This window comes from Cupriavidus sp. SZY C1 (genome assembly GCF_032190535.1).
Lineage (GTDB): Bacteria > Pseudomonadota > Gammaproteobacteria > Burkholderiales > Burkholderiaceae > Cupriavidus > Cupriavidus pauculus_C.
This window is the reverse complement of sequence record NZ_JAUANU010000016.1, coordinates 13,599-37,918: the sequence shown is the minus strand read 5'-3', so window position 1 is coordinate 37,918 and position 24,320 is coordinate 13,599. Positions and strand designations below refer to the sequence as shown.

Sequence of the window (24,320 nt, the reverse complement as noted above, 5' to 3'; positions counted from 1 at the left end):
TCCCTGCAACAAGTCCATGACCGGCCGGCGAGTCGGTACAAGGAGGTGTGCTCATGGTTACGATGAACCGCCGACAGTTCCTGAAGTTCACGGGAGCGTCGCTGGCGGGATCGAGCCTCGCGCTGGTCGGGTTTGCGCCCGACACGGCGCTGGCGGAGGTACGGGCCTACAAGCTGGCGCGTACCACCGAGACCCGCAATACCTGCCCCTACTGCTCGGTGGCATGTGGCCTGCTGATGTACAGCCTTGGCGACAAGGCCAAGAACGCGAAGGCCAGCATCATCCACATCGAGGGCGACCCGGACCACCCGGTCAACCGCGGCACGCTGTGCCCCAAGGGCGCCGGCCTGATCGACTTCATCCACAGCCCCAACCGGCTGCAGTACCCCGAGTACCGCGCGCCGGGATCGGACAAGTGGCAGCGCATCTCGTGGGACGACGCGCTCGCCCGCATCGCCACGCTGATGAAGCAGGACCGCGACGCCAACTTCATCGAGAAGAACGAGCAGGGCCAGACCGTGAACCGCTGGCTCAGTACCGCGATGCTGGCCGCGTCGGCCAGCAGTAACGAGACGGGATACATCACGCACAAGACGATCCGCAGTCTTGGCATGCTGGGGTTCGACAACCAGGCACGTGTCTGACATGGCCCGACGGTGGCAGGTCTTGCCCCGACGTTTGGCCGTGGAGCGATGACGAACCATTGGGTCGACATCAAGAACGCGGACGTTATCCTGATCATGGGCGGCAATGCCGCCGAGGCCCACCCGTGCGGTTTCAAGTGGGTGACCGAAGCCAAGGCGCACAACAAGGCGCGCCTGATCGTGGTGGACCCGCGCTTCACGCGCTCGGCGTCCGTGGCCGACTATTACGTGCAGATCCGCACCGGCACGGACATCGTGTTCCTGGGCGGCGTCATCCGCTGGCTGCTGGAAAACGACCGGATCCAGCACGAGTACGTGAAGAACTACACCGACCTCACGTTCATCGTGCGCGAGGACTACCAGTTCAAGGACGGCATCTTCTCCGGCTACGACGCCGAGAAGCGCCACTACCTGAAGGAAAGCTGGGACTGGGAGAAAGGTGACGACGGCTATGTGAAGACCGACCCGACGCTGCAGCACCCGCGCTGCGTCTACCAGTTGCTCAAGGCCCACTACGCGCGCTACACGCCGGAAATGGTCGAGCGCGTCTGCGGCACGCCGCAGGACCGCTTCCTGAAGGTCTGCGAGATGATGGCCAGCACGGCCACGCCAAGCCGCGCCATGACCATCATGTACGCGCTGGGCTGGACGCAGCACTCCATCGGCTCGCAGATGATCCGCTGCGGCGCGATGGTGCAGCTGCTGCTGGGCAACATCGGCATTGCCGGCGGCGGCATGAACGCGCTGCGCGGCCACTCCAACATCCAGGGCCTGACCGACCTGGGCCTGATGACCAACCTGCTGCCCGGCTACCTGACGCTGCCGGCCGACTCCGAGGTCGACTACGACAAGTACATCGAGGCCCGCTCGTTCAAGCCGCTGCGGCCCAACCAGCTCAGCTACTGGCAGAACTACGGCAAGTTCCACGTCAGCCTGATGAAGGCGTGGTGGGGCCCGGCCGCCACCAGGGAGAACAACTGGGCGTTCGACTACCTGCCCAAGCTCGACAAGGCCTACGACATGCTGCAGGTCTTCGAGCTGATGCACGCCGGCCGGGTCAACGGCTACATCCTCCAGGGCTTCAACCCGCTGGCGGCGGCGCCGAACAAGGCCAAGCTGTTGCAGAGCCTGAGCCAGCTGAAGTTCATGGTGGTGATGGACCCGCTGGCCACCGAGACGTCAGAGTTCTGGCGCAACGTCGGCGAATCGAACGACGTGGACACCAAGTCGATCAAGACCGAGGTCTTCCGGCTGCCCACCACCTGCTTTGCCGAGGAAAACGGCGCGCTCGTGAATTCGTCGCGCTGGCTGCAATGGCACTGGCAGGGCGCCGACCCGCCGGGCGAGGCGCGCAGCGACATCGAGATCATGTCCGACCTGTGGCTGCGCATCCGCACGCTGTACCAGAAGGACGGCGGCAAGTATCCGGACCCCATCGTCAACCTGCACTGGCCGTACGCGGTGCCGCATTCGCCCACGCCCGAGGAGCTGGCGAAGGAATATTCGGGCCGCGCGCTGACCGACCTCGTCGACCCGAAGGACCCGACCAAGGTGGTGCGCAAGGCCGGCGAGCAGCTAAACAGCTTTGGCGAGCTGCAGGCCGACGGCAGCACCGCGAGCGGCTGCTGGATCTACTGCGGGTCGTGGACGCAGGCCGGCAACCAGATGGCCAAGCGCGACAACAGCGACCCCACCGGCATCGGCCAGAACCTGAACTGGGCGTGGTCGTGGCCGGCCAACCGGCGCGTGCTGTACAACCGGGCATCGTGCGACGTGAACGGCAAGCCGTTCAACCCGGGCCGCAAGCTGATTGCCTGGAACGGCAAGAGCTGGACGGGCTTCGACACGCCGGACTTCAAGCTGGACGAGGACCCGGCCAACGGCATGGGGCCGTTCATCATGCAGGCCGAAGGCGTGGCGCGGTTCTTTGCCCGGCAGACGCTGGTGGAGGGGCCGTTCCCAGAGCACTACGAGCCGTTCGAGAACCCGCTGGGCTACAACCCGCTGAACGGGCGCGAATCCAAGGTGGTCAGCAACCCGGCGGCGCGCGTGTTCAAGAACGACTGGGCGCAGTTCGGCAAGCCCGACGCCTACCCGGTCATCGCCACCACGTACCGCCTGACCGAGCACTTCCACTACTGGACCAAGCACGCCCACATCAACGCGATCCTGCAGCCCGAGCAGTTCGTCGAGATCGGCGAGGACCTGGCCAAGCAGGTGGGCGTGAAGGCGGGCGACCGCGTGAAGGTCAGTTCGACGCGCGGCTACATCAAGGCCGTGGCGCTGGTCACCAAGCGGATCAAGCCGTTCCGGATCGACGGCAAGACCGTGCACATGGTGGGCATACCGCTGCACTGGGGCTTCACGGGGCTGACCAAGCCGGGCTTCCTGGCCAACACGCTCACGCCGTTCGTGGGCGACGGCAACACCCAGACGCCCGAGTTCAAGTCGTTCATGGTCAAGGTGGAAAGGGCATAGGAGCGCAACGATGGCACTACAGTCTCTCGATATCGTGCGCCGCTCGGCCACCACCACGCAGCCGCCCAGCGTGCGGCAGCCGGTTACCGGCAGCGTGGCCAAGCTGATCGACACCACCAAGTGCATCGGCTGCAAGGCCTGCCAGGCGGCGTGCATGGAATGGAACGACCTGCGCGGCGACGTGGGCGTGAACGTCGGCGTCTACGACAACCCGGCCGACCTGGACGAGCACACGTGGACCCTGATGCGGTTCACCGAGTACGAGAACCCGAACGGCAACCTCGAATGGCTGATCCGCAAGGACGGCTGCATGCACTGCGAGGACCCCGGCTGCCTCAAGGCGTGCCCCGCGCCGGGCGCGATCGTCCAGTACGCCAACGGCATCGTCGACTTCCACGAGGAAAACTGCATCGGCTGCGGCTATTGCATCACCGGCTGCCCGTTCAACATCCCGCGGATCTCGAAGACCGACCACAAGGCGTACAAGTGCACGCTGTGCTCGGACCGCGTGGCCGTGGGCCAGGAGCCGGCCTGCGTGAAGACCTGCCCGACCGGCGCCATCGTGTTCGGCACCAAGACCGACATGGTGGCCCACGCCGAGGAGCGGATCGTCGACCTGAAGTCGCGCGGCTTCGAGAAGGCCGGCCTGTACGACCCGGCCGGCGTGGGCGGCACGCACGTGATGTACGTGCTGCATCACGCCGACAAGCCGAGCCTGTACCACGAGCTGCCCGACGACCCGCACATCAGCCCGCTGGTGAGCCTGTGGAAGGGCATCTCGAAACCGCTGGCCGTGGCCGGCATGGCGCTGGCGGCCATCGCGGGCTTCTTCCACTACATCCGCGTGGGCCCGAACGAGACCGGCCCAGAGGACGAGGCCGCCGCCGAGGACGAGATCGTGCGCTGGGGCCGCGACAATCCCCGGCCGCGCGGCACGCCCGACGAAGTGACGCCGCCAGAGGAGGTGCGCGATGAGAATCGATAAGCGCCGCGAGGCCAACATCCGCCGCTATACGGCCGGCGAGCGCACCAACCACTGGATCGTGGCGCTGACGTTCGTGCTGCTGGCGCTGTCCGGGCTGGCGCTGTTCCATCCGTCGATGTACTGGATGAGCGCGCTGTTCGGCGGCGGCACGTGGACGCGCATCCTGCACCCGTACATCGGCGTGTTCATGTTCGTGGCGTTCCTGATCCTGGCGCTGCGCTTCTGGCACCACAACCTGATGACCTGGAGCGACCGCGAATGGCTGCGCCACGGCCGCGACGTGCTGACCAACCACGAGGAAAACGTGCCCGAGGTGGGCCGCTACAACGCCGGCCAGAAGCTGCTGTTCTTCGTGATGGTGGCGTGCCTGGTGCTGCTGTTGCTGAGCGGGCTGGTGATGTGGCGCGCGTGGTTTTCCGCCCTGTTCCCGATCTGGGCCATCCGGCTCGCGTCGGTGGTGCACGCCGTTTGCGCCTTCCTGCTGATTTGCGGCATCATTGTGCACATCTATGCAGCCGTATGGGTCAAGGGTTCCGTGCAGGCCATGACGCGCGGGACGGTCACGCCGGGCTGGGCGTGGAAACATCATCGCGCCTGGTTCCGCGAGAACTTCCGGCCAGGCGACAAATAGCGGGCAGGCACCCCCGGGCCGGCTCGCCAAAGGATGACGACACGATGGTGCAGCGCATTCTGGAGCCGGCGGAGATCGAATCGATCGACCACATCGCCATTGCGCGCGTGCGGTTGCCCGAGCGCGCCGAAGTGTTTGGCGCCCGGGCCCAGCGCCTGCGGCAGCTGGCGCCGTCCAACCCCATCGGGCCCTACCTGCTGCTGATGGCCGCCGTGGCCGACGCGCAGCACGCAGTGGCCCAGTCCCTGGACATTCCCCCGCCCTCCCCCCAGACCATCGAACGCGCCGGCGAGCACTGCATGCCGCTGCTGCCCGCGCAGGATGCCGGCGCGCCGGTGTCGGCCCCGGCGCTGTTCGAACGCCTGGCCGCGCTGCCCGAGCTTGCCGCCCCGCTGGCCACGCTGCGCGCCCTGTCGCCGGCCGCGCTGGCCGATCAGGTCAGCGCGCTGCTGGGCCAGCATGACGGCCCCGTGGACCCCGCGCTGGCCCCGCTGCTGATGGCGGCGCTGCAGCTGGACCGCACGGTGCTGGCCAGCGGCCTGCGCGAGGGCGACATCCCGGTGCTCGATGTCCACACGGTCTGCCCGGTCTGCGGCACGCCGCCGGTGGCCAGCATCGTGCGCATCGGCGGCCGCTACCAGGGGCTGCGCTACCTGCATTGCGGGCTGTGCGCCACCGAATGGCACATGGTGCGCGTCAAGTGCAGCCACTGCGAGACGACCGAAGGCATCAGCTACTACGCCGTGGAAGGCCACGGCGACGCGCTCAAGGCCGAGACCTGCGACCAGTGCCACCACTACCGCAAGATCAGCTATATGGAGAAAGACCCGCTGGCCGAGCCGCTGGCCGACGACCTGGCGTCGCTGGCGCTCGACGTGATGATGGGCGAGGCCGGCTACGGTCGCGCCAACGGCAATCCGCTGCTGTGGCTGCCCGACGACGATGACGACGACGCGGACGGCGGGGAGGCGCGGCGATGAACGACAGCGTGTCGATGCCCGCGCAGCCGGCGGACATCCCGTCGGTGGACCGCGTGCTGCGGCTGCCCGGCGCGCAGGCGCTGCTGGACCAGTACGGCCGCGCCCCGGTCACGGCCGCGCTGCGCCGCCTGCTGGATACGCTGCGCGCGCAGGCCGTGGCAGGCCGGCTCACGCGCCACGCCATCGCCGACGCCGCGCTCTGCGACGCGCTGGCCGCCCAGGTGCAGCGCGACAGCCAGCCCCGCCTGCGCGCCGTGTTCAACCTGACCGGCACCGTGCTCCACACCAACCTGGGCCGCGCGCTGCTGCCCGACAGCGCGGTGCAGGCCGTGATGCGGGCGATGACCGCGCCAGCCAACCTTGAGTTCGACCTCGACACCGGTGGTCGCGGCGACCGCGACGACCTGGTCGACGACCTGCTCTGCGAGCTGACCGGCGCCGAGGCCGCCACGGTGGTCAACAACAACGCGGCGGCCGTGCTGCTGATGCTGAACACGCTGGCGCAGCGCCGCGAGGTGGTGGTGTCGCGCGGCGAACTGGTCGAGATCGGCGGCGCGTTCCGGATTCCCGACGTGATGCAGCGGGCCGGCGCCCGGCTGGTGGAGATCGGCACGACCAACCGCACCCATCCGCACGACTATGCCAACGCCATCGGTCCGCGCACGGCGCTGCTGATGAAGGTCCACTGCAGCAACTACGAGATCACCGGTTTCACGCGCAGCGTCGACGTGGCCGAGGTGGTGCGCACCGCCCAGCCGCACGGCCTGCCCGTGGTGGTGGACCTGGGCAGCGGCACGCTGTGCGACCTGGCGCGCTGGGGCCTGCCGCCCGAGACCACCGTGCGCGACACCATCGCGGCCGGCGCGGACCTGGTGACCTTCAGCGGCGACAAGCTGCTGGGCGGGCCCCAGGCCGGGCTGATCGTCGGCCGCGCGGACTTGATCGCCAGGATCAAGAAGAACCCGCTCAAGCGCGCGCTGCGCGTGGGCAAGCTGACGCTGGCGGCGCTGGAACCGGTGCTGCGGCTGTATCGAGATCCGGACACGCTGGCGGCTTCGCTGCCGACGCTGCGGCTGCTGACGCGCCCCGCCGGCGAGATGGCGACGCTGGCCGGGCGGCTGCTGCCAGTCATGCAGGCGGCGCTGGGCGATGCGTGGCAGGTGTCGGCGGTGCCAACCGTCAGCCAGATTGGCAGCGGCGCGCTACCGGGCGGGCAGCTGCCGAGCTTCGGGCTTGCGGTGGCGCCGCGCGATGCGGGCAAGCGCGCCGGCCGCCGGCTGCAGCAACTGGAAGCGGCGCTGCGCGCGCTGCCGCGCCCGGTCATCGGCCGCATCCGCGACGACGCGCTCTGGCTCGACCTGCGCTGCCTGGAAGCGCACGACGAAGCCGCGTTCACGGGCCAGTTGCCCGGGCTGGCCGAGGCGCTGCACGCATGATCGTCGGCACGGCCGGGCATATCGACCATGGCAAGACCACGCTGGTGCGGGCGCTGACCGGCGTCGACACCGACCGGCTCAAGGAAGAGAAAGCGCGCGGCATCTCGATCGAACTGGGCTACGCGTACACGCCGCTGCCCGGCGGCGACGTGCTGGGCTATATCGACGTACCCGGCCATGAGCGGCTGATCCACACCATGGCGGCCGGCGCCAGCGGCATCGACCTGGCGCTGCTGGTGGTGGCCGCCGACGACGGCGTCATGCCGCAGACGCGCGAGCACGTGGCCATCGTCGAACGGCTTGGCGTGCCGCGCGCGGTGGTGGCGCTGACCAAGGCCGACCATGCCGACGCGGCGCGCCTGGCCGCCGTGCGCGACGAGATTGCTTCGCTGCTGGCCGCCACGCCCTATGCCGGCGCCGACATCTTCGCGGTCAACGCCACCGATGCCGCCGACGCCGGCGTGGCCCGGCTGCGCGACTGGCTGCACGATGCCGCGCGGCAGCAGCCCGCGCGCCGCAGCGATGGCCGGTTCCGGCTGGCCGTGGACCGCGTGTTCACGCTGGCCGGGCACGGCACGGTCGTCACCGGCACCGTGTTCGACGGCCGCGTGGCCGTGGGCGACGTGATGCAGGTGGCGCCGTCGGGCCTGCCCGCGCGCGTGCGCAGCATCCACGCCCAGAACCGTCCGGCCGATGCCGGGCTGGCCGGCCAGCGCTGCGCGCTGAACCTGGCTGGCGTCGACAAGGACGCGATCCGGCGCGGCGACTGGATCGTCGACCCCGTGCTGATGGCGCCGGTGACGCGGCTCGATGTTCGCCTGACGCTGCAACCGGGCGCCGACCTGCGGATCGGTCACTGGACGCCCGTGCACGTGCATCTGGGCGCCGCGCATCGCGTGGCCAACGTGGTGCTGCTGGACGCCGAGTCGCTCGATGCCGGCGGCACCGCGCTGGCGCAGCTGGTGTTCGCCGCGCCGCTCTGCGCGCTGGCCGGCGACCGCATCATCGTGCGCAACGCGCAGGCCACGCAGACCGTGGGCGGTGGCGTGGTGCTGGACAACTTGGCCCCCGAGCGGCACCGCCGCACGCCGGCCCGGCTGGCGTGGCTGCAGGCCGTGGAGCGCTACCTGTCCGGCCAGGGTCTCGCGGCGCTGCTGGAGCACGCGCCGCACGGCCTGGGCGAGCGCCGGATGGTGCAGCTCACGGGCCGCGCCGCCGATGCGGGGACGCTGCCGCCCGACGCGCAGCGCGTGGGCGACACGTGGATCCTGGCGCGCGATGTCGATGCGTTGCGCGCGCGCGTGCTGGACACGCTGGCCGGCTTTCACGCGCGCATGCCCGACGAACCCGGCCTGGGCGCCGGCTCGCTGCGCCGCGTGGCCTTCGCGGGCGCGCCGCTGCCGGACGCGCTCTGGTCCGCGCTGCTCGATACGCTGCTCCAGCGGCACGACGTGGAACGGCACGGCGGCTGGCTGCGGCTGCCCGGCCATGCCATCACGTTCACCGATGCCGAGCAGGCGCTGGCCGCACGGCTGCTGCCGCGCGTGGCGGCTGGCGGCTTCGACCCGCCCTGGGTGCGCGAGCACGCGGTGGCACTGAACGCGCCCGAGGAACAGGTGCGGCAGGTGCTGCGCAAGCTGGCGCGGCAGGGCGACGTGCACCAGGTGGTGCGCGACCTGTTCTACGCCGCGCCGGTCATCGAGGCGTTGGCGGGCCGGTTTGGCGCGATGGCCGCCGCGCACGGGCGCGTGGAGGTTATCGCGTTCCGTGACGCGGTGGGGCTGGGCCGCAAGCGGACGATCCAGCTTCTGGAGTTCTTCGACCGCGCGGGATACACTCGCCGCGTGGCGAATGCGCGCATGCTGCGGCCGGACAGCGAATGGCGGCCGGCGGCGCCGCCCACCACGGAAGGCATCCGTATCCGGTGATGCGGCCGGGCTTCAAACCCGGTTGGGGGCGCCAGACGTTCCCAGGTAGGTTCGACTCCTGCTGCTTTCCGCCATCTTTCCTGCCGGTGCCCGGTGCAAATCTGACCGGCACCGCACGCCCGGCGGCGCGCTATTTCCGGCCGGCCGGCTTGTCGGTTTCCGGCTCCGACGGCTTGCGATGCGACGCCGCGTTTTCCCAATCCTTGTCCGCCCGCTCGCGCGCCTGCTGGTTCGCGGCGGCGTTCTCGCGCAATTCGCGGTCATCGAGCCCCTGGCGCTTGTCCAGTTCGCGATTGCCCGACGTGTCGTGCCTGCTCTGCTTCATGACGTCTCCTGCTGGATCGGCCGCCCCATGCGGCCCCGACCGCAGACTGACGCGCAACTTTCGTTCCAGCCGGGGCAGTTTCCGCTTTCCTGTCGCCCTGGCGTCGCCTACCATCCTAGGGCAGCGGTTGGGCATGTTTCGAGTCTCGAACTTCTCATCCAGGGGATCACCATGGACAGACGCGCGTTCCTGCGGCTTGGCGCCGCCATTCCGGCCACCCTCGGCGCCACGGGCATCGCCCCGGCCTTCGCCGCCACCTCCACCCCCGCTGCCACAGCCACGCCGGACGCCTTCCCGGCCGCGGCGGGCTGGCGGGTCTACGAACTGACCACCGACATCCAGCTACCCGCCGCCTCCGCGCCCGCCACCGTGTGGGTGCCGATGACGGCCGGCCAGCTTGGCGACTACCAGCGCACCGTATCGAACGAATGGCTGGCGCCCGGCGGGCGGGTCCGTACCGTGCGCACGGGGCGCTATGGCGTGGACATGCTCGTCATCGACTGGCCCAACGCCACGCATGGCGCGCCGCTGACGGGCCGGCTGACCAACACCGTGGCGCTGCGCGACCGCGACGTCGACCTGGGCGCCGCACCGGCCCGCGGCGCCGGCGCGGAATCGCCGGCGGCGCTGCGCGAATACCTGCGGCCCACGGCGCTGATGCCGACCGACGGCATCGTGCGCCAGACCGCGCTGGCCATCACGGCCGGCATGACCGACGACATGACCAAGGCGCAGGCCATCTACCAGTGGGTGGTGGACCATACCTGCCGCGACGCCAGCGTGCGCGGCTGCGGCACCGGCGACGTGGTGACGATGCTCAAGACCGGCGGCGTGATGAACGGCAAGTGTGCCGACATCAACGGCCTGTTTGTCGCGCTGGCCCGGGCGGCCGGCGTGCCGGCGCGCGACGCCTATGGCGTGCGCGTCGACGATTCGCAGCTAGGCTTCCGGGCGCTCGGCAAGTCGGGCGACATCTCCAAGGCCCAGCACTGTCGCGCCGAGTTCTACGCCGCCGGCTATGGCTGGATCCCGGCCGACCCCGGCGACGTGCGCAAGGTGGCGCTGGAGGAAACGCCGGGCGGCCTGCCGATGACCGACGGCAAGGTACGCGCCGCACGCGCGATGCTGTTCGGCGCGTGGGAAGGCAACTGGGTGGCCTACAACCATGGCCACGACGTGCGGCTGCCGGGCAGCAGCGCGGCGCCGGTGCCGTTCCTGATGTATCCGCAGGGCCGCACGGTGGCGGGCACGCTCGACAGCCTGGACCCGGCCGCGTTCGGCTACCGCATCACGTCGCGCAGGGTGGCGTGATGGCGGATGCGAAGCCGGGGGATAAAGAGGTCAGGCTGACGTCACTGGCGCACGGGGGCGGCTGCGGGTGCAAGATCGCGCCGGGTGTGCTGAGCGACATCCTGCGCAATACCGGCCAGTTTCCGGCGCCGCCCGCGCTGCTGGTGGGCATCGAGACCAGCGACGACGCGGCGGTCTACCGCCTCAACGACACGCAGGCGCTGATTGCCACCACGGACTTCTTCATGCCCGTGGTGGACGACCCCTACGACTTCGGGCGCATCGCCGCCACCAATGCCATTTCCGATGTCTACGCGATGGGCGGCACGCCGATCATGGCGCTGGCGCTGGTCGGCATGCCGGTGGACAAGCTGTCGCCCGAGACCATCGGCAAGATCCTGGCCGGCGGCCAGGCAGTCTGCGCCGAGGCCGGCATTCCGATTGCCGGCGGGCACTCGATCGACTCGGTGGAGCCGATCTACGGGCTGGTGGTGATGGGGCTGGTCCACCCGGACCGCATCCGCCGCAACCGCGACGCGCAGGCCGGCGACGTGGTGATCCTGGGCAAGCCGCTCGGCGTGGGGGTCTACTCGGCGGCGATCAAGAAAGACCTGCTCGACGACTACGGCTACCGCCAGATGATTGCCAGCACCACGCAGCTCAACACGCCCGGCCGCACGCTGGGCGAGCTGGACGGCGTGCAGGCGATTACCGACGTCACCGGCTTTGGCCTGCTGGGCCACCTGCTGGAGGTGTGCCGGGGCAGCGGGCTGGGCGCCACGGTGGACATGGCGCGCGTGCCGCTGCTGCCGGGCGTGGCCGCGCTGGCCGAACATGGCGCGGTGACCGGGGCGTCGCGCCGCAACTGGGCCAGCTACGGGCACGACGTGGTGCTGGGCGCGGGCGTGTCCGACGTCCAGCAGGCGCTGCTGACCGATCCGCAGACCAGCGGCGGGCTGCTGGTGACCTGTGCCCCGTCCGCCGCCGACGCGGTCCTGCGCTGCTTCCGCCAGGCAGGCTTCGGCCATGCGGCCCAGATCGGCATCATGACCGCGGGTGACGCCCGGGTCACTGTTTCGGCCTGATCCGGGCCTGATCCGGGCCTGATCCGGGCCAGATCCGGGCCAGACCTTCCGGCGTCGGTTCTTTCCGCACGCCTTCCGCACGCCTTCCGCATCCTTCCTGTCAGCCTCCTGCCGCACGCCGCGCACGCTGTGTGCGGCGTCCCACATCGGCGCCAGCGTTTACGTGGAACGCTGGCGCCATGCCGTCGAACTTGCGCGATGCAAAAAGAAGGGGACGGCCGGGGTCATCGGCGCGGACGGCCGCCATATTGGCTATCGCTTACGCAGGCAGGAATTCGTCATGACCCAGATTTCCGTAGTCACCGTCAACTACAACAACCGCGACGGCCTGGCGCGCACCATGGACAGCGTGGCCCAGCAGCAGGCCGACACGTTCGACGTGCAGTACCTGGTCATCGACGGCGGCTCCACCGACGGCTCCGTGGAACTGGCGCGCGCCCGCGCCGCCGAGATCGACGTGTTCGTCAGCGAGCCCGACAACGGCGTCTACGCCGCGATGAACAAGGGCCTGGCCCGCGCCACCGGCGAATGGGTGCTGTTCATGAACTCGGGCGACTGCTTCGCCCGGCCCGACGCGCTCTCCATCGTCGTCCAGGCCGCCCACGAGCACCGTGGCGCGTGGCTGATCTACGGCGACAACATCAGCCCGCGCGGGCTGGAGCCGGCCGCCCCGCTCTACCGGCTGCGCGCCGGCATCATCCACGCCTGCCACCAGGCCATGGCGTTCCGCGTCTGCGACCTGCGCTACGACGAGAAATGGCGCATCTACAGCGACCTCGACTTCGTGCTGCAGTACTACACGCGCTTCAAGGCCAAGGCGTTCCGCCACGTGCCGTTCGCGCTGTCGCTGATCGAGGAAAGCGGCATCAGCGCGTCGTACCCGGCGGCCAAGCGGCGCGAGAAATTCGGCATCATCCAGCAGCGGATGGGCCTGGGCGGGCTGGTCTTCGCGCTGGCCTGCTCGGTACTGGCCGCCATCGACCTGCTCTGATCCGGCTGGCCCGCCCCGCGCGCGCCGCCCCTGCGGACGGCGCGCCCCCCAGGTCAGAACTTGCCGATCACCGCACGCATGGCGGCGGCCACCTTGTCGGCCAGGTAGATGTGGCCGGCCAGCGTCGGGTGGGTGCCATCGGCCGAGACGTAGATGTCGCCGTTGCCGTCGCCCTTGGGGTTGGCCACGTTGCCGGTGCCGGTCTGCCACTGCTCGGCAATGTTGTCGATGAAGTGGAAGTTGGCGCGCTGGCCCACGGCGGCCCGGATCGCGTCACGCTGCTCCACGTGGGTGGAGCCGGGCGACCACGGCCCGAGCACGAACACCGTGGTGTTGGGCAGGCGGGTGGCGATCTCGTCGAACAGCGTCGCGGCCTCGGCCTGCAGCGCCTGCTGCGTGAACGGGGCGTCGTTGATGCCGCCGGCGATCAGGATCACGTGCGGGTTGAACGGGTAGACGTCGGTCTCCATGCGGTCGCGGAACTTGAGCTTGGTGGACGGCGCGGCCAGATAGCCCGTGGAGCCCACGCCGGACACGTACATGTCCTTCCAGCCCATGATGTGGCCCAGGCGGCTGGCGTAGTTGTCGAAGCTGTCGCCCTGGCCGGACATGCCCTCGGTGACCGAATCGCCCAGCGCGATGGCGCGCACGTTGCCCAGCGTCGGCGCGGCGGTGACCTTGTCGCCCGGCGCGACGTAAAGGCCGCCGAAGCGCATGTCGTTCGATTCGATGCGGATGTGGCGCGTCTTGCGGGCGCCCTGGAAGTCCACGCGCGTCAGGTACAGGTTGCCGTCGTCGGGATAGCCGACCGGCGTGCCGGACACGTAGGCGCCGTCCACGAGGATGCGGTGGCGCGAGATCTCCACGTTGCCCTTGACCAGGATCTCGAAGACCGGCGCATCGGTGACGAAATCGATGTAGAGCACGTTGGAGCCACGGCCCAGCCCGCCGTAGTTGACGGCGATGTTCTTCATCAGAAGCTGGTCGGGGTGGACGGTGCCGTTCTGCACCATGGTGCCGCTGAAGCGCAGCGCCGGGTCGCCGGGCGCGATCAGCACGCCATTGGCGATCGTCGTCGGCATGTTGGGCGTGCCTGGCGTGACGATGGGCGGCGAGGTCATGTTGGTCGGCATGGCGCCCTGCGCGGACGCGGCCTTGAGCAGCGCCTGGTTGGTCTCCAGGACGGTCGCCGGCTTCTCGGGCGTGGGGGTGGCGGGCGCGGGCTGGGCCGGCTGGGCCGGCGTGCCGCCGCCGTTGTTCGCCTGTTGCGTCGAATCGCCGTCTCCGCCGCCGCCGCACCCGGCCAGCGTCAACAGCACGGCCATCGATAACGAAGCCAGTTTCGCTTTCATTTGCATGCCCCTCGGTTTATGGAATGTGTTTCCCATATTTTCACAGCGGGCACGCCGGCACACTTGGCCATACGTCTGGAAGGGCATCGGACAACGGGATTACGGCTACGTCCGATAATGGGTGGATATTCGTGCGGTAACAGCCGGATCTGGCTGCTGGCCTCGTTCTTATGGTTGTAGTGACCCGTTTTAAATGCCCGGTTTCCGGAACGGCCTACACCCTAACATGACGGCGCTGTCATTATATGGATAATGACAGCGCCGTAATTTACCGATTATGTGACCGATAAGAATGTGGGGTGGCCCACATTATTCCTCCTGGAATGCTTCCTCGCGCTTGGCCTTGATCGACGGCAGCGCCACCACGGCCACCAGCGCCGCGGCCGCCACCAGCAGGCCCAGCGACAACGGCCGCGACACGAACACGCTGAAGTCGCCCCGCGACAGCAGCAGCGTGCGGCGGAAGTTTTCCTCCATCATCGGCCCCAGCACAAAGCCCAGCAGCAGCGGCGCCGGCTCGCAGCGCAGCTTCAGGAACAGGTAGCCCACCAGGCCGCAGGCGGCGGCCACGAACACGTCGAACACCGTGTTGTTGACCGAGTACACGCCGATGCTGCAGAACGTGAGGATGGCCGGATAGAGAAAGCGGTACGGCACGGTCAGCAGCTTCACCCAGATGCCGATCAGCGGCAGGTTCAGCACCACCAGCATGAAGTTGCCGATCCACATCGACGCGATCAGCCCCCAGAACAGCGACGGGTTGCTGGTCATCACCTGCGGGCCGGGCTGGATGTTGTGGATCGTCATGGCGCCCACCATCAGCGCCATGACCGCATTGGGCGGGATGCCCAGCGTCAGCAGCGGGATAAAGGACGTCTGCGCGGCGGCGTTGTTGGCCGACTCCGGCCCGGCCACGCCCTCGATGGCGCCCTTGCCGAACTCGTGCGAGAACTTCGACGTCTTCTTTTCCAGCGAATAGGCCGCAAACGACGCCAGCGACGCGCCGCCGCCCGGCAGGATGCCCAGCGCCGACCCCAGCGCCGTGCCACGCAGCACGGCCGGGATCATGCGGCGGAAATCCTCGCGGTTCGGGAACAGGCCGGAGACCTTGTCGGTGAACGTCTCGCGCGTTTCCTTCTGCTCCAGGTTGGCAATGATCTCGGCAAACCCGAACAGGCCCATCGCCAGCGCCGTAATGCTGATGCCGTCGGTCAGCTCGGGAACGTCGAACGAAAAGCGCGCGGCGCCCGAGTTGACGTCGGTGCCCACCAGCCCGAGCAGCAGGCCCAGCACGATCATGCCCACGGCCTTGACCAGCGAGCCCGACGCCAGCACCACGGCGCCGATCAGGCCCAGCACCATCAGCGAGAAGTACTCGGCCGGCCCGAACTTGAACGCCAGCTCCGACAGCGGCGTGGCAAACGCGGCCAGGATCAGCGTGGCGACGCTGCCGGCGAAGAACGACCCCAGCCCGGCCGTGGCCAGCGCCACGCCGGCGCGGCCGCGGCGGGCCATCTGGTAGCCGTCCAGCGTGGTGCAGACCGACGACGACTCGCCGGGCAGGTTCACGAGGATGGCCGTGGTCGATCCGCCGTACTGCGCGCCGTAGTAGATGCCGGCCAGCATGATCAGCGCGGCCACCGGGGGCAGCGAGTACGTGACCGGCAGCAGCATGGCGATGGTCGCCAGCGGCCCCAGCCCCGGCAGCACGCCGATCAGCGTGCCCAGCACGCAGCCCAGGAAGGCGTAGGCGATGTTTTGCAGCGAAAGCGCCGTGGAAAATCCCAGCGCGAGATGGCTCAGCAGTTCCATGTCCGCGCCCTCCTCAGTTGGTCAGGAATGCCGGCCACACCGGCATCTGCAGGTTGATGCCGTAGACGAACGCGAACGTGCTGATCAGCACCAGCACCACGGCGTTCAGGCAGGCGCCCTTCCACGTGAATTCATGGCTTGCCATCGACGACGTCAGCACCAGCACGAGCACCGACAGCACCATGCCCAGCGGCTTCAGCACGAGCCCGAACAGCACTACCGACCCCAGGATCCAGAGCAGCGTCTTGATGTCCCAGCGCGCCATGCGGTCCGCCTCGGCCTTGCCCGACGTGGAGCCGATGGCCACCACCGCGCCCAGCAGCGCCAGCACGATGCCGAGCCAGAACGGGAAGTAGCCCGGCCCCATGCGCGCCGCCGTTCCCATCGTGTAGCCGCGGGCGATGAACGAGAATCCGAGCCCCACCGCGATGAACATCAGTCCGGACAGCAGGTCCGTCTGTCTCCGTATTTGCATCTGTCTTTCCCCGTTTCGTCTGCGCACCGTCGGTCGTCTTGCGCGATGTGCCGGTGCAGGAGGGACGGACAATACATCATGTCGTGATGTAATTGGGCGAAGCTACGGGAAATCCCCGAGCGATTTCCCGGCTCGCCCGGGGCGGCAATATTTACATCATCCTGTGATGTAAATCGGCTATGCGGCTCACGCCGCGTCGTGGAAGATGATGCCGAGCGTGTGCCGGTGGCCCGTGTGCAGCCGGCTCACGCCATGCCGCAGGTTCACGCGATAGACGCCGCGCGTGCCCTGCACGGGCCGCTGGCTGACCGCGAAGACCACGGCGTCGCCCTTGCGCAGCGACACCACCTCGGCCCGCGACTGCATGCGCGGCCGCTGCTCGGTCATCACGAACTCGCCGCCCGTGAAGTCCTGGCCGGGTGAGGACAGCAGCACCGCCACCTGCAGCGGAAAGACATGCTCGCCGTAGAGGTCCTGATGCAGGCAGTTGTAGTCGCCGGCCGTGTACTGCAGCAGCAGCGGCGTGGGGCGCGGCTGGCCCGCACGGTGGCAGCGTGCCAGGAAATCGGCATGCGCGGCGGGATAGCGGGTGTCGATCCCCATCGCCGCGTTCCAGCGGTTGGCGATCGGCACCAGTCGGGGATAGAGGCCGGTCCGCAGGGTCTCCACCACGTCAGGCAGCGGATAGGCGAAGTACTTGTACTCGCCCTGCCCGAAGCCGTGCCGGCGCATGTCGATGCGGGCCCGGAAGCGGGTGTCATCGCGATAGAGATCGACGAGCCGGTCGCAGACCCCGTGCGGCACCAGCGCCGGGATGGCGGCACAGCCGAACGCGTCGAGCTGGTATGCGATGGCGGGCCAGTCCAGCGCGTCGACGCGCTGGCGCAGGGGCAAGCCCGGTTGCGTTGTCGTGTCCATGACCACTCCCACCGCAGGGTCGAATCCCCACGGCAAAAATATTCCTTGAAATGAGATCGATTCCCATTTACTATTCCCATCACTGTCCGACGCACGGCACCGCCGACACCGGGCAGGCACAGATTTCAGGGCGTGGTTCAGCGTGCGGCGTGTCCGCACCCGCCGATACGGCGCCCGATACCGTCTTTTGTGGGGACCGCTCCGAGACACGGAGCGTTTGGTAGTAGCCAGCTGCAGGAAGATCGGGAAAACATCCAGACCCCGTTTTCCCGATCGCGTCATCCTGCAGCAAGCCAGGCCACCTTTTTATTCCGCGCGCCACGCAGGCACAGCGCGCCGCCCGGGACGCTCCCGCACATCATGCGGATGCGGCCCGGCGCTTCTCCGCCTGCTCCCGCCACGCCTCCGGCGGTGGCGGCCGGCCCCACGCGCCGGCTTCCGCCCCGTCGGGGTTCCACCGACTGGAGTACTAACCAGGCGCCCCCAACCGGGCGCGAGCCGCCGCATGACTATGTCCACCGTGAACTCCGATGCCGTTCCCCTGAAGCGCGCGGGCCTGAAGGCCACGTCGCCGCGCATGCACGTGCTGGAAGCGTTTCGCAGCAGCGAGCGTCGGCACCTCAGCGCGGAAGACGTCTACCGGATCCTGCTCGACCTCGATATCGACGCAGGCTTGTCCACCGTCTACCGCGTGCTGAACCAGCTCGTGCAGGCCAACATCCTGCTGCGCCACAGCTTCGAGTCGGACCACGCGGTATTCGAGCTGAACGAGGGCGGCCACCATGACCACCTGATCTGCGTGAGCTGCGGCGTGGTCGAGGAGTTCCGCGACGAAGGCATCGAGCAGCGCCAGAAACAGGTGGCCGCCCAGAACGACTTTGTGCTGCGCGAACACATGCTGGTGCTGTACGGCCTGTGCCCGGCCTGCCAGTCGGCGGGTGCCGAAAGCGCCACCGCCGCCTAGCCTGGCAAGTAGCGCGGACGTTTCTTACAGAAACGTCAGGTGCCGTTACAAAGGTGCGCAAACGGTAATACGCCAGATGGGTAGAGTGGAGCCATCGCATCTCACCCACTGGTGATTTCCATGAGCAAGCGCCCCCTCTACCTCTCGCTGTTCGTTGCCGGCGCCGCCGCGCTGGCTGCTTCCACCGCCGCCATGGCGCGCGTCGATGTCGACGTGAATCTCGGCGTGCCGATCGCGCCGGCCCCGGTGGTCGTCGCCCCGGCGCCGGTCTATGTCCCGCCGCAACCCGTGTACGTAGCCCCGCCTCCGCCGCCGCCCGTGGTCTATCGCCCGGCGCCGCCGGTGGTGGTGGCGCCGCCGCCCGCCGTCATCATCGGCTGGCACGGCGACCGCTACTGGGATGGCCGCCGCTGGTACGAACGCCGCGAATACCACGCCTGGCACCGCCACGACCACGGTCATGGCTACGACCACGGCTACTATCGCCGCTAAGCCACCGCCATCATGGCCGCGCCACGGCCGGCGTCGCCGCCGGCGCGGCCGGCCGCAGCACCAGCCACACCGCCAGTCCGATCAGCAGCATGCCGCCCGCGTGCGCCCAGGACAGCGCCTCGCCCAGGAACATCCAGCCCCAGACGATGCCGAACGGCGGAATCAGGAAGGTCACGGTCAGCGAGCGCACCGGTCCCAGGTCGGCAATCAGCCGGAAATAGAGCACGTAGGCGATGGCGGTGCAGAACATGCCCAGGCCCAGCATCGCCGCCCAGACGCCAACGCCGGCGGCCGGCAGCGTGTTGTCGCGGATCAGCGCCACCGCGCTGAACGGCAGCAGGAACAGCGCGGCGCCGACCAGGCTGCCGCCCGCCACGAGCCGGCTGTCCAGCCCGCCTTGGGCGGTAATCCAGCGCCGGGTCAGGAAGCCCGCCAGCGCGTAGCACGACGTCGCCATCAGGCACGCAAGCGCCCCAAGCAGCACATCGTGCGAAAACACGACCGGCCCGGTGCGCGTCAGCACGGCCACGCCCGCCAGCCCCATCATCACGCCGGCCGCCTTGGCCCGCGTCAGCTTCTCGGCAAAGAACAGCGTGCCGATCACCACGCCCATCAGCGGCGTCATCGCGTTGAAGATGGCCGAATAGCCGGCCGGCAGCCAGAGCGCCGCCACCGAGTACATCACGAATGGAATGCCCGAATTGATGATGCCGAGCCCCACCACGGCGGGCCACTTGCCTTTCATGTCCCATTTCACGCCCAGCAGGGGCAGGCAGGCCACCAGGGTCACGGCGCCGATCAGCACGCGGAAGAACGCCGTCGGGAACGGACCCAGCACCGGCGCGGCAAGGCGGATGAACAGAAAGCTTGCGCCCCAGATGGCGGAAAGCAGCAGCAGGCGAAGCAGGTCAGCGGGTTTCATCAGTTCGATCGGAGCAAGAATTAGAGTTTGGGAGCGCAGACCGTTGCAGCCAAGCGACACTTGTGCCGCTTTACGCCTCAATCCGAGGATTGCCATGGCACTGGATGGGCGCCATTTCACCGCAAACCGGCCACCATGGCGCGCTGGAATCGGACATGCGGGCCGGCACATACGACAGACTGCAACGCCGAACGTCCCGGATCGGCGCCCAAAAACGGGGCAAAAGCGGCGTTTGTTGCATGCACGCCGCAGTGACGCTTTCGGATGCCTTACAGGTTTACCCCCCCGTGGTAGGGGGCCTTACCACAGGGCGTGACATCGCGTATTCAGTTCCATTAAAATCTGCCCTGCGCCAGAGTTAATTGACCCCTCCGACGCATTCCCGACAAGCCGCCAGGCAACTCCTGGCGGCTTCTTTTTTTTTGTCGGCGGAAAGGCGTATCGTAGCGACTGCGCAGCGATCGGGGGATGGGGCGTTGCGCGCACGTTGCATTCCTACGTCAACCTACCGCCCCGGTTTTGCGTTGCCTGCCACATGAAACGACAGTTCCTCGGCTTGCTAGCCCGCGTCTACGTCATGCAGTTCGCCATGGAGGTGCCCGCCACCGTGGCCATGCTTGCAGAAATGCTCATGGAGTATGGATTCCAGGTCGATATCGGCACGGTCCGGCCCTTGCTCCGCGCCCTGCAGATGGAGGGTTACCTGGAAAGCGTGCTGCGCGACGGCATCGGACGGGTCTACCTGCTGACCGAGCAAGGCCGCGAAGAGCTGGCCAGCAGCCGCTCGCGGATCGACGACCTTTACCGGCGCCTGCACAACCCGACCGGCGTCGGCGAACCGCTGACCATCGCCAGCAAGACCTGAACGCGGTAGACCGGGCGCCCCCGCCCCTGAAACCCCGGCTGCACGCGTGTGCGTCCAGCCGGGTTTTCTTTTTGGCGGATGGCTATCCCAGCAACGCGACGCAGCAGACGAACGACAGCCAGAGGTGGCGGCGCTGCGCCGGTGCCATGCGCTGCATTTCGAACCGCTCGATGCCACGGGCCTGCCGCGGCGCGGCCGCCCGCCGCTGCACGCGGATGGCAGCCAGCCGGCCCAGCATTGTCTTGATCATGGTGACCCCTCCGCATGGTGGCGGGCGGCATGCCCAGGCATGTCCGCGCCGCCCATGACGTGGATTATTGGTGTACGGCGGCCCGCCCGTGCGCCGCGTTGCACGCTGTTTGGGTCGCACCCGTGCAGATTGAACGCGCTATGTGACAGGACAGATGACGCTGACACCGAAACTTCACGAAGCGTGGCCGCTGCCGCCGAAACATGGCGTCACCGCCACACGCGCCAGCGCGGCCGCGCTGTCAAACCCGGAATGCCCGGACTGCCTCAAACGGGTGAGTCGTGATACCGTGACTTTGGCTCGACGGACCCTGGCACAGGGCAATCCCGGCCTCCGCCGACTACCGAGGCGCCCAGCCCGCCACGCGGGAATCATCCGAACCGCATGCCCCGATTACTGCCATCGCTCAAGGCGCGAATCGCCCTGATCACCACGGTGCTCGCCGCCGTGCTTGGCGGCGGCATTGTGCTCGGCTCGCTCTATCACGCGCACCGCGACCTTGAGGACGTGCTGCAGAACCAGCAGGACTCCATCGTCAAATTGTCCACCGAGTTGCTGGACACGGCCATGGAAGACCGCATCGTGATGCTGACGAACCTGGCGCCCCAGCTCGTGCCGCTGCTGGCCGCCGCGACCGGCACACCGCACGACGAACTGCGCCCGCGCCTGCTCGACGTGGTCAACCGCGCCATCTCGATCCCCGATGCGTTCGACGCCGTGGTCATCGCCGACGCCCGCGGCACGGTGCTGACGATGGACGGCATGCCGGCCGACGTCAGCGACCGCATCTACTTCCATGAGGCAGCCCGCACGCGCAACGTCGTGGTGGCCGCCCCGCTGCGCGCCCGCACCAACGGGGCGATGGGTGCGCTGGTGGCGGTGCCGGTGGTTTCCCCGGCCGGGGAGTTCATGGGGCTGGTGGGCGGCTGGCTTAACCTGGCCCACTCCAATTTCCTGGTCGAGATCGCGCGCAGCCGGCTGGGCATCACGGGCTTCTACTGCCTGGTGTCGGCCGGCGCGGCGCCGGTCTACATCCAGCATCCCGATGCGGCACGGCTGCATCAGCCCGCGTGGCCGTTCGACGATACCTGCGGCGTCGAAAACCACACGGCCCGGCTGGAATTCCTGACGCCGGCTCAGCCGGTCATCGCGCGGCGCCTGATGGCCACCACGGGCTGGGAGCTGGTGGCCGTGCTGCCCGCGCGCGAGGCGTATGCCCCACTGCGGCAGATGCAGGCGCGCTTCCTGACGTTGTCCGGCATCGTGCTGGCCGTGGTGGCGCTGCTGATCTGGCTGGCCGTGCGGCGGCTGCTGATGCCGCTGTCGCGGCTGCACCAGGTGGTGCGCGAGAGCGCGAACGACGTCGACGCCTTCGAGCGGCTGCCGCAGCGGCCCCAGCGCGACGAGATCGGCGACGTCACGCGGGCCTTTATCGGCCTGATGCGCGACGTGCGGCAGCGCGGCCAGCAACTGGCGCGCAGCGAGCGCCGGCTGCGGGCCGTGACCGATACGCTGCCGTCGCTGCTGGCCTTCATCGACAACGACGAGCGCTACGTCTTCAACAACGCCGCCTACGAGCGCGCGTTCGGGCTGCCGGTGGACCGCATCCGCGGCATGACCATGCGCGAGCTGCTGGGCGAGGAACGCTACCAGCGCGCCCGGCCCCACCTGCAGCGGGCGCTGGCGGGCAGCGTGGTCAGCTTCGAGGCCGAATATGCCTACCCCGACCTGCACTGGATGGAAACGAGCTACCGGCCCGAGTGGAGCGAGGACGGCAAGCAGGTGGTGGGCGTGCACATCCACGTGCAGGACATCACCCAGCGCAAGCTGGAAGCCCAGCGGCTGTCGCACCTGTCCCGCACCGATCACCTGACCCAGCTGCCCAACCGCGCCGCGTTCGAGACCCACCTGCGCGACGCCATGGCGCTGAGCCGCAGCGACGATGCACTGATGGCGCTGCTCTATCTGGACATGGACCGCTTCAAGGCCGTCAACGACATGCACGGCCACGCCACGGGCGACCAGTTGCTGCAATCGTTCGCGCTGCGGCTGCGGCGCTGCGTGCGCAAGCAGGACCACGTCGCGCGGCTCGGTGGCGACGAATTTGCCGTGATCCTGTCGGACATCGCCACCCCGGCCGCCGCGCAGCGCGTGGCCGAGGCCATCCTGCAGGCCGTGGCGCGTGGATTCTATTTCGATGGGGTGCTGGCCGACGTGGATGTCAGCATCGGCGTGGCGCTGTATCGCGGCACGCCGATGAGCGAGGAAGCGTTGATGCGCCAGGCCGACGTGCTGCTGTACCGCGCCAAGGCGGCCGGCCGCGGCCGCTACGAGATCGGCCCGGCGGAACTGCTGGAAGTCGACGCCTGAGCGCCGACTTTCGGCGCTGAAAGCCGCCGCGCGCGGCGCGGCTGCAGACCTGTCAGTGCTTGGTGGATTCGTCGGAAGCGTCCGATGCCTGCGGGGCGTCGGCGTCGAACGGCACGTGCCGGCCGTCGGCCGACTGGTAACCGAGCTTGGCGTTCTCGCCCATCATCCTCTGGTAGGCCAGCATGGCCTCGGCCACCGCCTTCGATTCGCCCTTGAACACGACCACGTCGTTGCCGCAGTTGGGGCACTCGCCGCCGAACACGGCGTCGATGCCGTGCAGGCCCGGCGCCGGAATGGCGTCGAAGTTCGTGAAGGCGGTCTTGCACGATCCGCAGACCAGTTGCGCCGGCCGCAGCGCGTCTACCCGTGCCCGCGCCTGCTGCGCCCGTTCCTCAGGCGTACCCCGTCGTTTTGCCTCACCCATGATGCTGTCCTTTCATGCCGCCCGGATCTGTCAACTGCCGCGTACTGCGCCGAACTGCGCGCAACCCCGCCCTCGCCCCGCCGCCATCGGGCCATGTAGGCGAAGTGGAGGGGGCCATTGTAGACCACGCCGGACTGCACGGCCGCCCGATGTTGCCTATTGTGGATAACGGTTGCCTACCACCTATCCCCCCAAGGAGGACACCGATGATACGACCCAACGTGCAGGAAAACTTTGCCCGCTACGCCGACTGCATCGCCGCGTGCAACGCCGCGGCGGCGGCCTGCCTGAAGTGCGCGGCGGCGTGCCTGGAGGAACCCGACACCCGCAAGATGTCGCGCTGCATCGCGCTGGACATGGACTGCGCCGGCATCGCCAACCTGGCCGCGTCCTACATGCTCCGCAACAGCGAGTTCGCCCCGCTGGTCTGCGAAGATTGCGCCGAAGTGTGCAAGTGGTGCAAGGAAGAATGCGAGCGGCACGACCACTGGCACTGCCAGGAATGCGCCAAGGCGTGCACGGCCTGCATGGAAATGTGCTTGAAGATGACCGCATGACCGTGCCACGCCATGCGTGGCGCGCGCGGGACGCCGGCACCGGCCCGGCCCCGCCAATCGCTCCGTAGGCATTGATTCCAGGCAACCGCCGCCGGCCGCTGCCCAAGCACGCGCCGGCGGCAGGGCTTTGCGGCGCATATGCCACC

At 68.6% G+C, this 24,320-nt stretch carries 22 protein-coding genes and 1 tRNA gene; 15 read left to right on the top strand and 8 right to left on the bottom strand.

All coding sequences use genetic code 11. The features are described from left to right. Positions 1–53 precede the first annotated feature (53 nt). The 7 genes from fdnG (at position 54) to QTN24_RS21505 (ending at position 9,156) form a co-directional block, all read left to right on the top strand. Entirely contained in the window at positions 54–3,122 is a 3,069-nt protein-coding gene (gene fdnG, locus QTN24_RS21535) for a formate dehydrogenase-N subunit alpha (RefSeq protein ID WP_313839698.1), read from the top strand. Positions 3,123–3,132: 10 nt separating this feature from the next. Then, a complete protein-coding gene (gene fdxH, locus QTN24_RS21530) occupies positions 3,133–4,107 on the top strand; it encodes a formate dehydrogenase subunit beta (RefSeq protein ID WP_124685732.1) in 975 nt (324 codons plus the stop codon). Further along, positions 4,094–4,738: a formate dehydrogenase subunit gamma gene (locus tag QTN24_RS21525; protein WP_124685733.1), complete on the top strand. Its 645-nt coding sequence runs from the start codon at positions 4,094–4,096 to the stop codon at positions 4,736–4,738. The genes fdxH and QTN24_RS21525 overlap by 14 nt, the downstream gene beginning before the upstream one ends. A 44-nt stretch (positions 4,739–4,782) precedes the next feature. Then, positions 4,783–5,718, top strand: a complete 936-nt coding sequence (fdhE, locus tag QTN24_RS21520) for a formate dehydrogenase accessory protein FdhE (protein ID WP_313839695.1) — start codon at positions 4,783–4,785, stop codon at positions 5,716–5,718. Continuing rightward, entirely contained in the window at positions 5,715–7,154 is a 1,440-nt protein-coding gene (gene selA / locus QTN24_RS21515) for an L-seryl-tRNA(Sec) selenium transferase (RefSeq protein WP_313839693.1), read from the top strand. The genes fdhE and selA overlap by 4 nt, the downstream gene beginning before the upstream one ends. Beyond that, positions 7,151–9,082 (top strand): selenocysteine-specific translation elongation factor, encoded by a 1,932-nt coding sequence (selB, locus tag QTN24_RS21510; protein ID WP_313839691.1) that lies wholly within the window; start codon positions 7,151–7,153, stop codon positions 9,080–9,082. The genes selA and selB overlap by 4 nt, the downstream gene beginning before the upstream one ends. After that, positions 9,061–9,156, top strand: a tRNA-Sec gene (locus QTN24_RS21505). The genes selB and QTN24_RS21505 overlap by 22 nt, the downstream gene beginning before the upstream one ends. Positions 9,157–9,212: 56 nt before the next feature. Here QTN24_RS21505 and QTN24_RS21500 read toward each other — a convergent pair. Then, a complete protein-coding gene (locus QTN24_RS21500) occupies positions 9,213–9,407 on the bottom strand; it encodes a hypothetical protein (RefSeq protein WP_313839689.1) in 195 nt (64 codons plus the stop codon). A 171-nt stretch (positions 9,408–9,578) separates the two neighbouring features. Here QTN24_RS21500 and QTN24_RS21495 point away from each other — a divergent pair, with 171 nt between their 5' ends. From QTN24_RS21495 to QTN24_RS21485, 3 genes are all read left to right on the top strand, one after another. After that, positions 9,579–10,718 carry a transglutaminase family protein gene (locus QTN24_RS21495; RefSeq protein WP_313839687.1) on the top strand — a complete coding sequence of 380 codons (1,140 nt, stop codon included), beginning with the start codon at positions 9,579–9,581 and terminating at the stop codon, positions 10,716–10,718. After that, positions 10,718–11,782 carry a selenide, water dikinase SelD gene (selD, locus tag QTN24_RS21490; RefSeq protein ID WP_313839685.1) on the top strand — a complete coding sequence of 355 codons (1,065 nt, stop codon included), beginning with the start codon at positions 10,718–10,720 and terminating at the stop codon, positions 11,780–11,782. The genes QTN24_RS21495 and selD overlap by 1 nt, the downstream gene beginning before the upstream one ends. A gap of 280 nt (positions 11,783–12,062) precedes the next feature. Next, positions 12,063–12,773 (top strand): glycosyltransferase family 2 protein, encoded by a 711-nt coding sequence (locus QTN24_RS21485; RefSeq protein WP_124685740.1) that lies wholly within the window; start codon positions 12,063–12,065, stop codon positions 12,771–12,773. 53 nt (positions 12,774–12,826) lie between these two features. On the opposite strand, the gene QTN24_RS21480 is transcribed toward QTN24_RS21485, so the two are convergent. The 4 genes from QTN24_RS21480 to QTN24_RS21465 form a co-directional block, all read right to left on the bottom strand. Continuing rightward, positions 12,827–14,125, bottom strand: a complete 1,299-nt coding sequence (locus QTN24_RS21480) for an SGNH/GDSL hydrolase family protein (RefSeq protein ID WP_313839682.1) — start codon at positions 14,123–14,125, stop codon at positions 12,827–12,829. Between the two features lie 309 nt (positions 14,126–14,434). Further along, positions 14,435–15,937, bottom strand: coding sequence for a tripartite tricarboxylate transporter permease (locus QTN24_RS21475; RefSeq protein ID WP_124685742.1), 1,503 nt, complete (start codon positions 15,935–15,937; stop codon positions 14,435–14,437). Positions 15,938–15,950: 13 nt separating this feature from the next. Continuing rightward, positions 15,951–16,412 carry a tripartite tricarboxylate transporter TctB family protein gene (locus QTN24_RS21470; protein ID WP_124685743.1) on the bottom strand — a complete coding sequence of 154 codons (462 nt, stop codon included), beginning with the start codon at positions 16,410–16,412 and terminating at the stop codon, positions 15,951–15,953. A gap of 186 nt (positions 16,413–16,598) precedes the next feature. Next, positions 16,599–17,330 carry a 2OG-Fe(II) oxygenase gene (locus tag QTN24_RS21465; protein WP_313839678.1) on the bottom strand — a complete coding sequence of 244 codons (732 nt, stop codon included), beginning with the start codon at positions 17,328–17,330 and terminating at the stop codon, positions 16,599–16,601. 505 nt (positions 17,331–17,835) lie between these two features. Between QTN24_RS21465 and fur the strand changes: the two genes are divergently transcribed. Both fur and QTN24_RS21455 read left to right on the top strand, forming a co-directional pair. Continuing rightward, the gene (gene fur, locus QTN24_RS21460) at positions 17,836–18,294 is read left to right on the top strand and encodes a ferric iron uptake transcriptional regulator (RefSeq protein ID WP_313839676.1); all 459 of its coding nucleotides are present in this window, start codon (positions 17,836–17,838) and stop codon (positions 18,292–18,294) included. A gap of 120 nt (positions 18,295–18,414) precedes the next feature. Next, a complete protein-coding gene (locus QTN24_RS21455; RefSeq protein ID WP_313839674.1) occupies positions 18,415–18,786 on the top strand; it encodes a hypothetical protein in 372 nt (123 codons plus the stop codon). A 10-nt stretch (positions 18,787–18,796) separates the two neighbouring features. Here the strand turns inward: QTN24_RS21455 and QTN24_RS21450 are convergent, their stop codons facing one another. Next, the gene (locus tag QTN24_RS21450; RefSeq protein ID WP_313839673.1) at positions 18,797–19,708 is read right to left on the bottom strand and encodes a DMT family transporter; all 912 of its coding nucleotides are present in this window, start codon (positions 19,706–19,708) and stop codon (positions 18,797–18,799) included. Positions 19,709–20,243: 535 nt separating this feature from the next. On the opposite strand from QTN24_RS21450, the gene QTN24_RS21445 reads away from it, so the two are divergent. Continuing rightward, positions 20,244–20,573, top strand: a complete 330-nt coding sequence (locus QTN24_RS21445) for a PadR family transcriptional regulator (RefSeq protein ID WP_124685748.1) — start codon at positions 20,244–20,246, stop codon at positions 20,571–20,573. Between the two features lie 82 nt (positions 20,574–20,655). Here QTN24_RS21445 and QTN24_RS21440 read toward each other — a convergent pair whose 3' ends face one another. Beyond that, positions 20,656–20,823: a hypothetical protein gene (locus QTN24_RS21440; protein ID WP_313839671.1), complete on the bottom strand. Its 168-nt coding sequence runs from the start codon at positions 20,821–20,823 to the stop codon at positions 20,656–20,658. A 384-nt stretch (positions 20,824–21,207) separates the two neighbouring features. Here QTN24_RS21440 and QTN24_RS21435 point away from each other — a divergent pair, with 384 nt between their 5' ends. Next, on the top strand, positions 21,208–23,193 hold the full coding sequence (locus QTN24_RS21435; protein WP_313839669.1) for a diguanylate cyclase domain-containing protein: 1,986 nt from the start codon (positions 21,208–21,210) through the stop codon (positions 23,191–23,193). A 52-nt stretch (positions 23,194–23,245) separates the two neighbouring features. On the opposite strand, the gene QTN24_RS21430 is transcribed toward QTN24_RS21435, so the two are convergent. Continuing rightward, a complete protein-coding gene (locus QTN24_RS21430; protein WP_124685750.1) occupies positions 23,246–23,617 on the bottom strand; it encodes a hypothetical protein in 372 nt (123 codons plus the stop codon). A 206-nt stretch (positions 23,618–23,823) separates the two neighbouring features. Between QTN24_RS21430 and QTN24_RS21425 the strand changes: the two genes are divergently transcribed. Further along, positions 23,824–24,174 carry a four-helix bundle copper-binding protein gene (locus tag QTN24_RS21425; RefSeq protein WP_124685751.1) on the top strand — a complete coding sequence of 117 codons (351 nt, stop codon included), beginning with the start codon at positions 23,824–23,826 and terminating at the stop codon, positions 24,172–24,174. Positions 24,175–24,320 lie beyond the last annotated feature (146 nt).

Coding starts and splice junctions, on each gene's coding strand:
- fdhE (WP_313839695.1), top strand. CDS start 4,783: ATGGTGCAGCGCATTCTGGAGCCGGCGGAGATCGAATCGATCGACCAC.
- selA (WP_313839693.1), top strand. CDS start 5,715: ATGAACGACAGCGTGTCGATGCCCGCGCAGCCGGCGGACATCCCGTCG.
- QTN24_RS21450 (WP_313839673.1), bottom strand. CDS start 19,708: ATGAAACCCGCTGACCTGCTTCGCCTGCTGCTGCTTTCCGCCATCTGG.
- QTN24_RS21525 (WP_124685733.1), top strand. CDS start 4,094: ATGAGAATCGATAAGCGCCGCGAGGCCAACATCCGCCGCTATACGGCC.
- QTN24_RS21455 (WP_313839674.1), top strand. CDS start 18,415: ATGAGCAAGCGCCCCCTCTACCTCTCGCTGTTCGTTGCCGGCGCCGCC.
- QTN24_RS21495 (WP_313839687.1), top strand. CDS start 9,579: ATGGACAGACGCGCGTTCCTGCGGCTTGGCGCCGCCATTCCGGCCACC.
- QTN24_RS21435 (WP_313839669.1), top strand. CDS start 21,208: ATGCCCCGATTACTGCCATCGCTCAAGGCGCGAATCGCCCTGATCACC.
- fdxH (WP_124685732.1), top strand. CDS start 3,133: ATGGCACTACAGTCTCTCGATATCGTGCGCCGCTCGGCCACCACCACG.
- QTN24_RS21440 (WP_313839671.1), bottom strand. CDS start 20,823: ATGATCAAGACAATGCTGGGCCGGCTGGCTGCCATCCGCGTGCAGCGG.
- QTN24_RS21465 (WP_313839678.1), bottom strand. CDS start 17,330: ATGGACACGACAACGCAACCGGGCTTGCCCCTGCGCCAGCGCGTCGAC.
- QTN24_RS21485 (WP_124685740.1), top strand. CDS start 12,063: ATGACCCAGATTTCCGTAGTCACCGTCAACTACAACAACCGCGACGGC.
- QTN24_RS21445 (WP_124685748.1), top strand. CDS start 20,244: ATGAAACGACAGTTCCTCGGCTTGCTAGCCCGCGTCTACGTCATGCAG.
- QTN24_RS21475 (WP_124685742.1), bottom strand. CDS start 15,937: ATGGAACTGCTGAGCCATCTCGCGCTGGGATTTTCCACGGCGCTTTCG.
- fur (WP_313839676.1), top strand. CDS start 17,836: ATGACTATGTCCACCGTGAACTCCGATGCCGTTCCCCTGAAGCGCGCG.
- QTN24_RS21430 (WP_124685750.1), bottom strand. CDS start 23,617: ATGGGTGAGGCAAAACGACGGGGTACGCCTGAGGAACGGGCGCAGCAG.
- QTN24_RS21480 (WP_313839682.1), bottom strand. CDS start 14,125: ATGAAAGCGAAACTGGCTTCGTTATCGATGGCCGTGCTGTTGACGCTG.
- QTN24_RS21425 (WP_124685751.1), top strand. CDS start 23,824: ATGATACGACCCAACGTGCAGGAAAACTTTGCCCGCTACGCCGACTGC.
- QTN24_RS21500 (WP_313839689.1), bottom strand. CDS start 9,407: ATGAAGCAGAGCAGGCACGACACGTCGGGCAATCGCGAACTGGACAAG.
- QTN24_RS21470 (WP_124685743.1), bottom strand. CDS start 16,412: ATGCAAATACGGAGACAGACGGACCTGCTGTCCGGACTGATGTTCATC.
- selD (WP_313839685.1), top strand. CDS start 10,718: ATGGCGGATGCGAAGCCGGGGGATAAAGAGGTCAGGCTGACGTCACTG.
- selB (WP_313839691.1), top strand. CDS start 7,151: ATGATCGTCGGCACGGCCGGGCATATCGACCATGGCAAGACCACGCTG.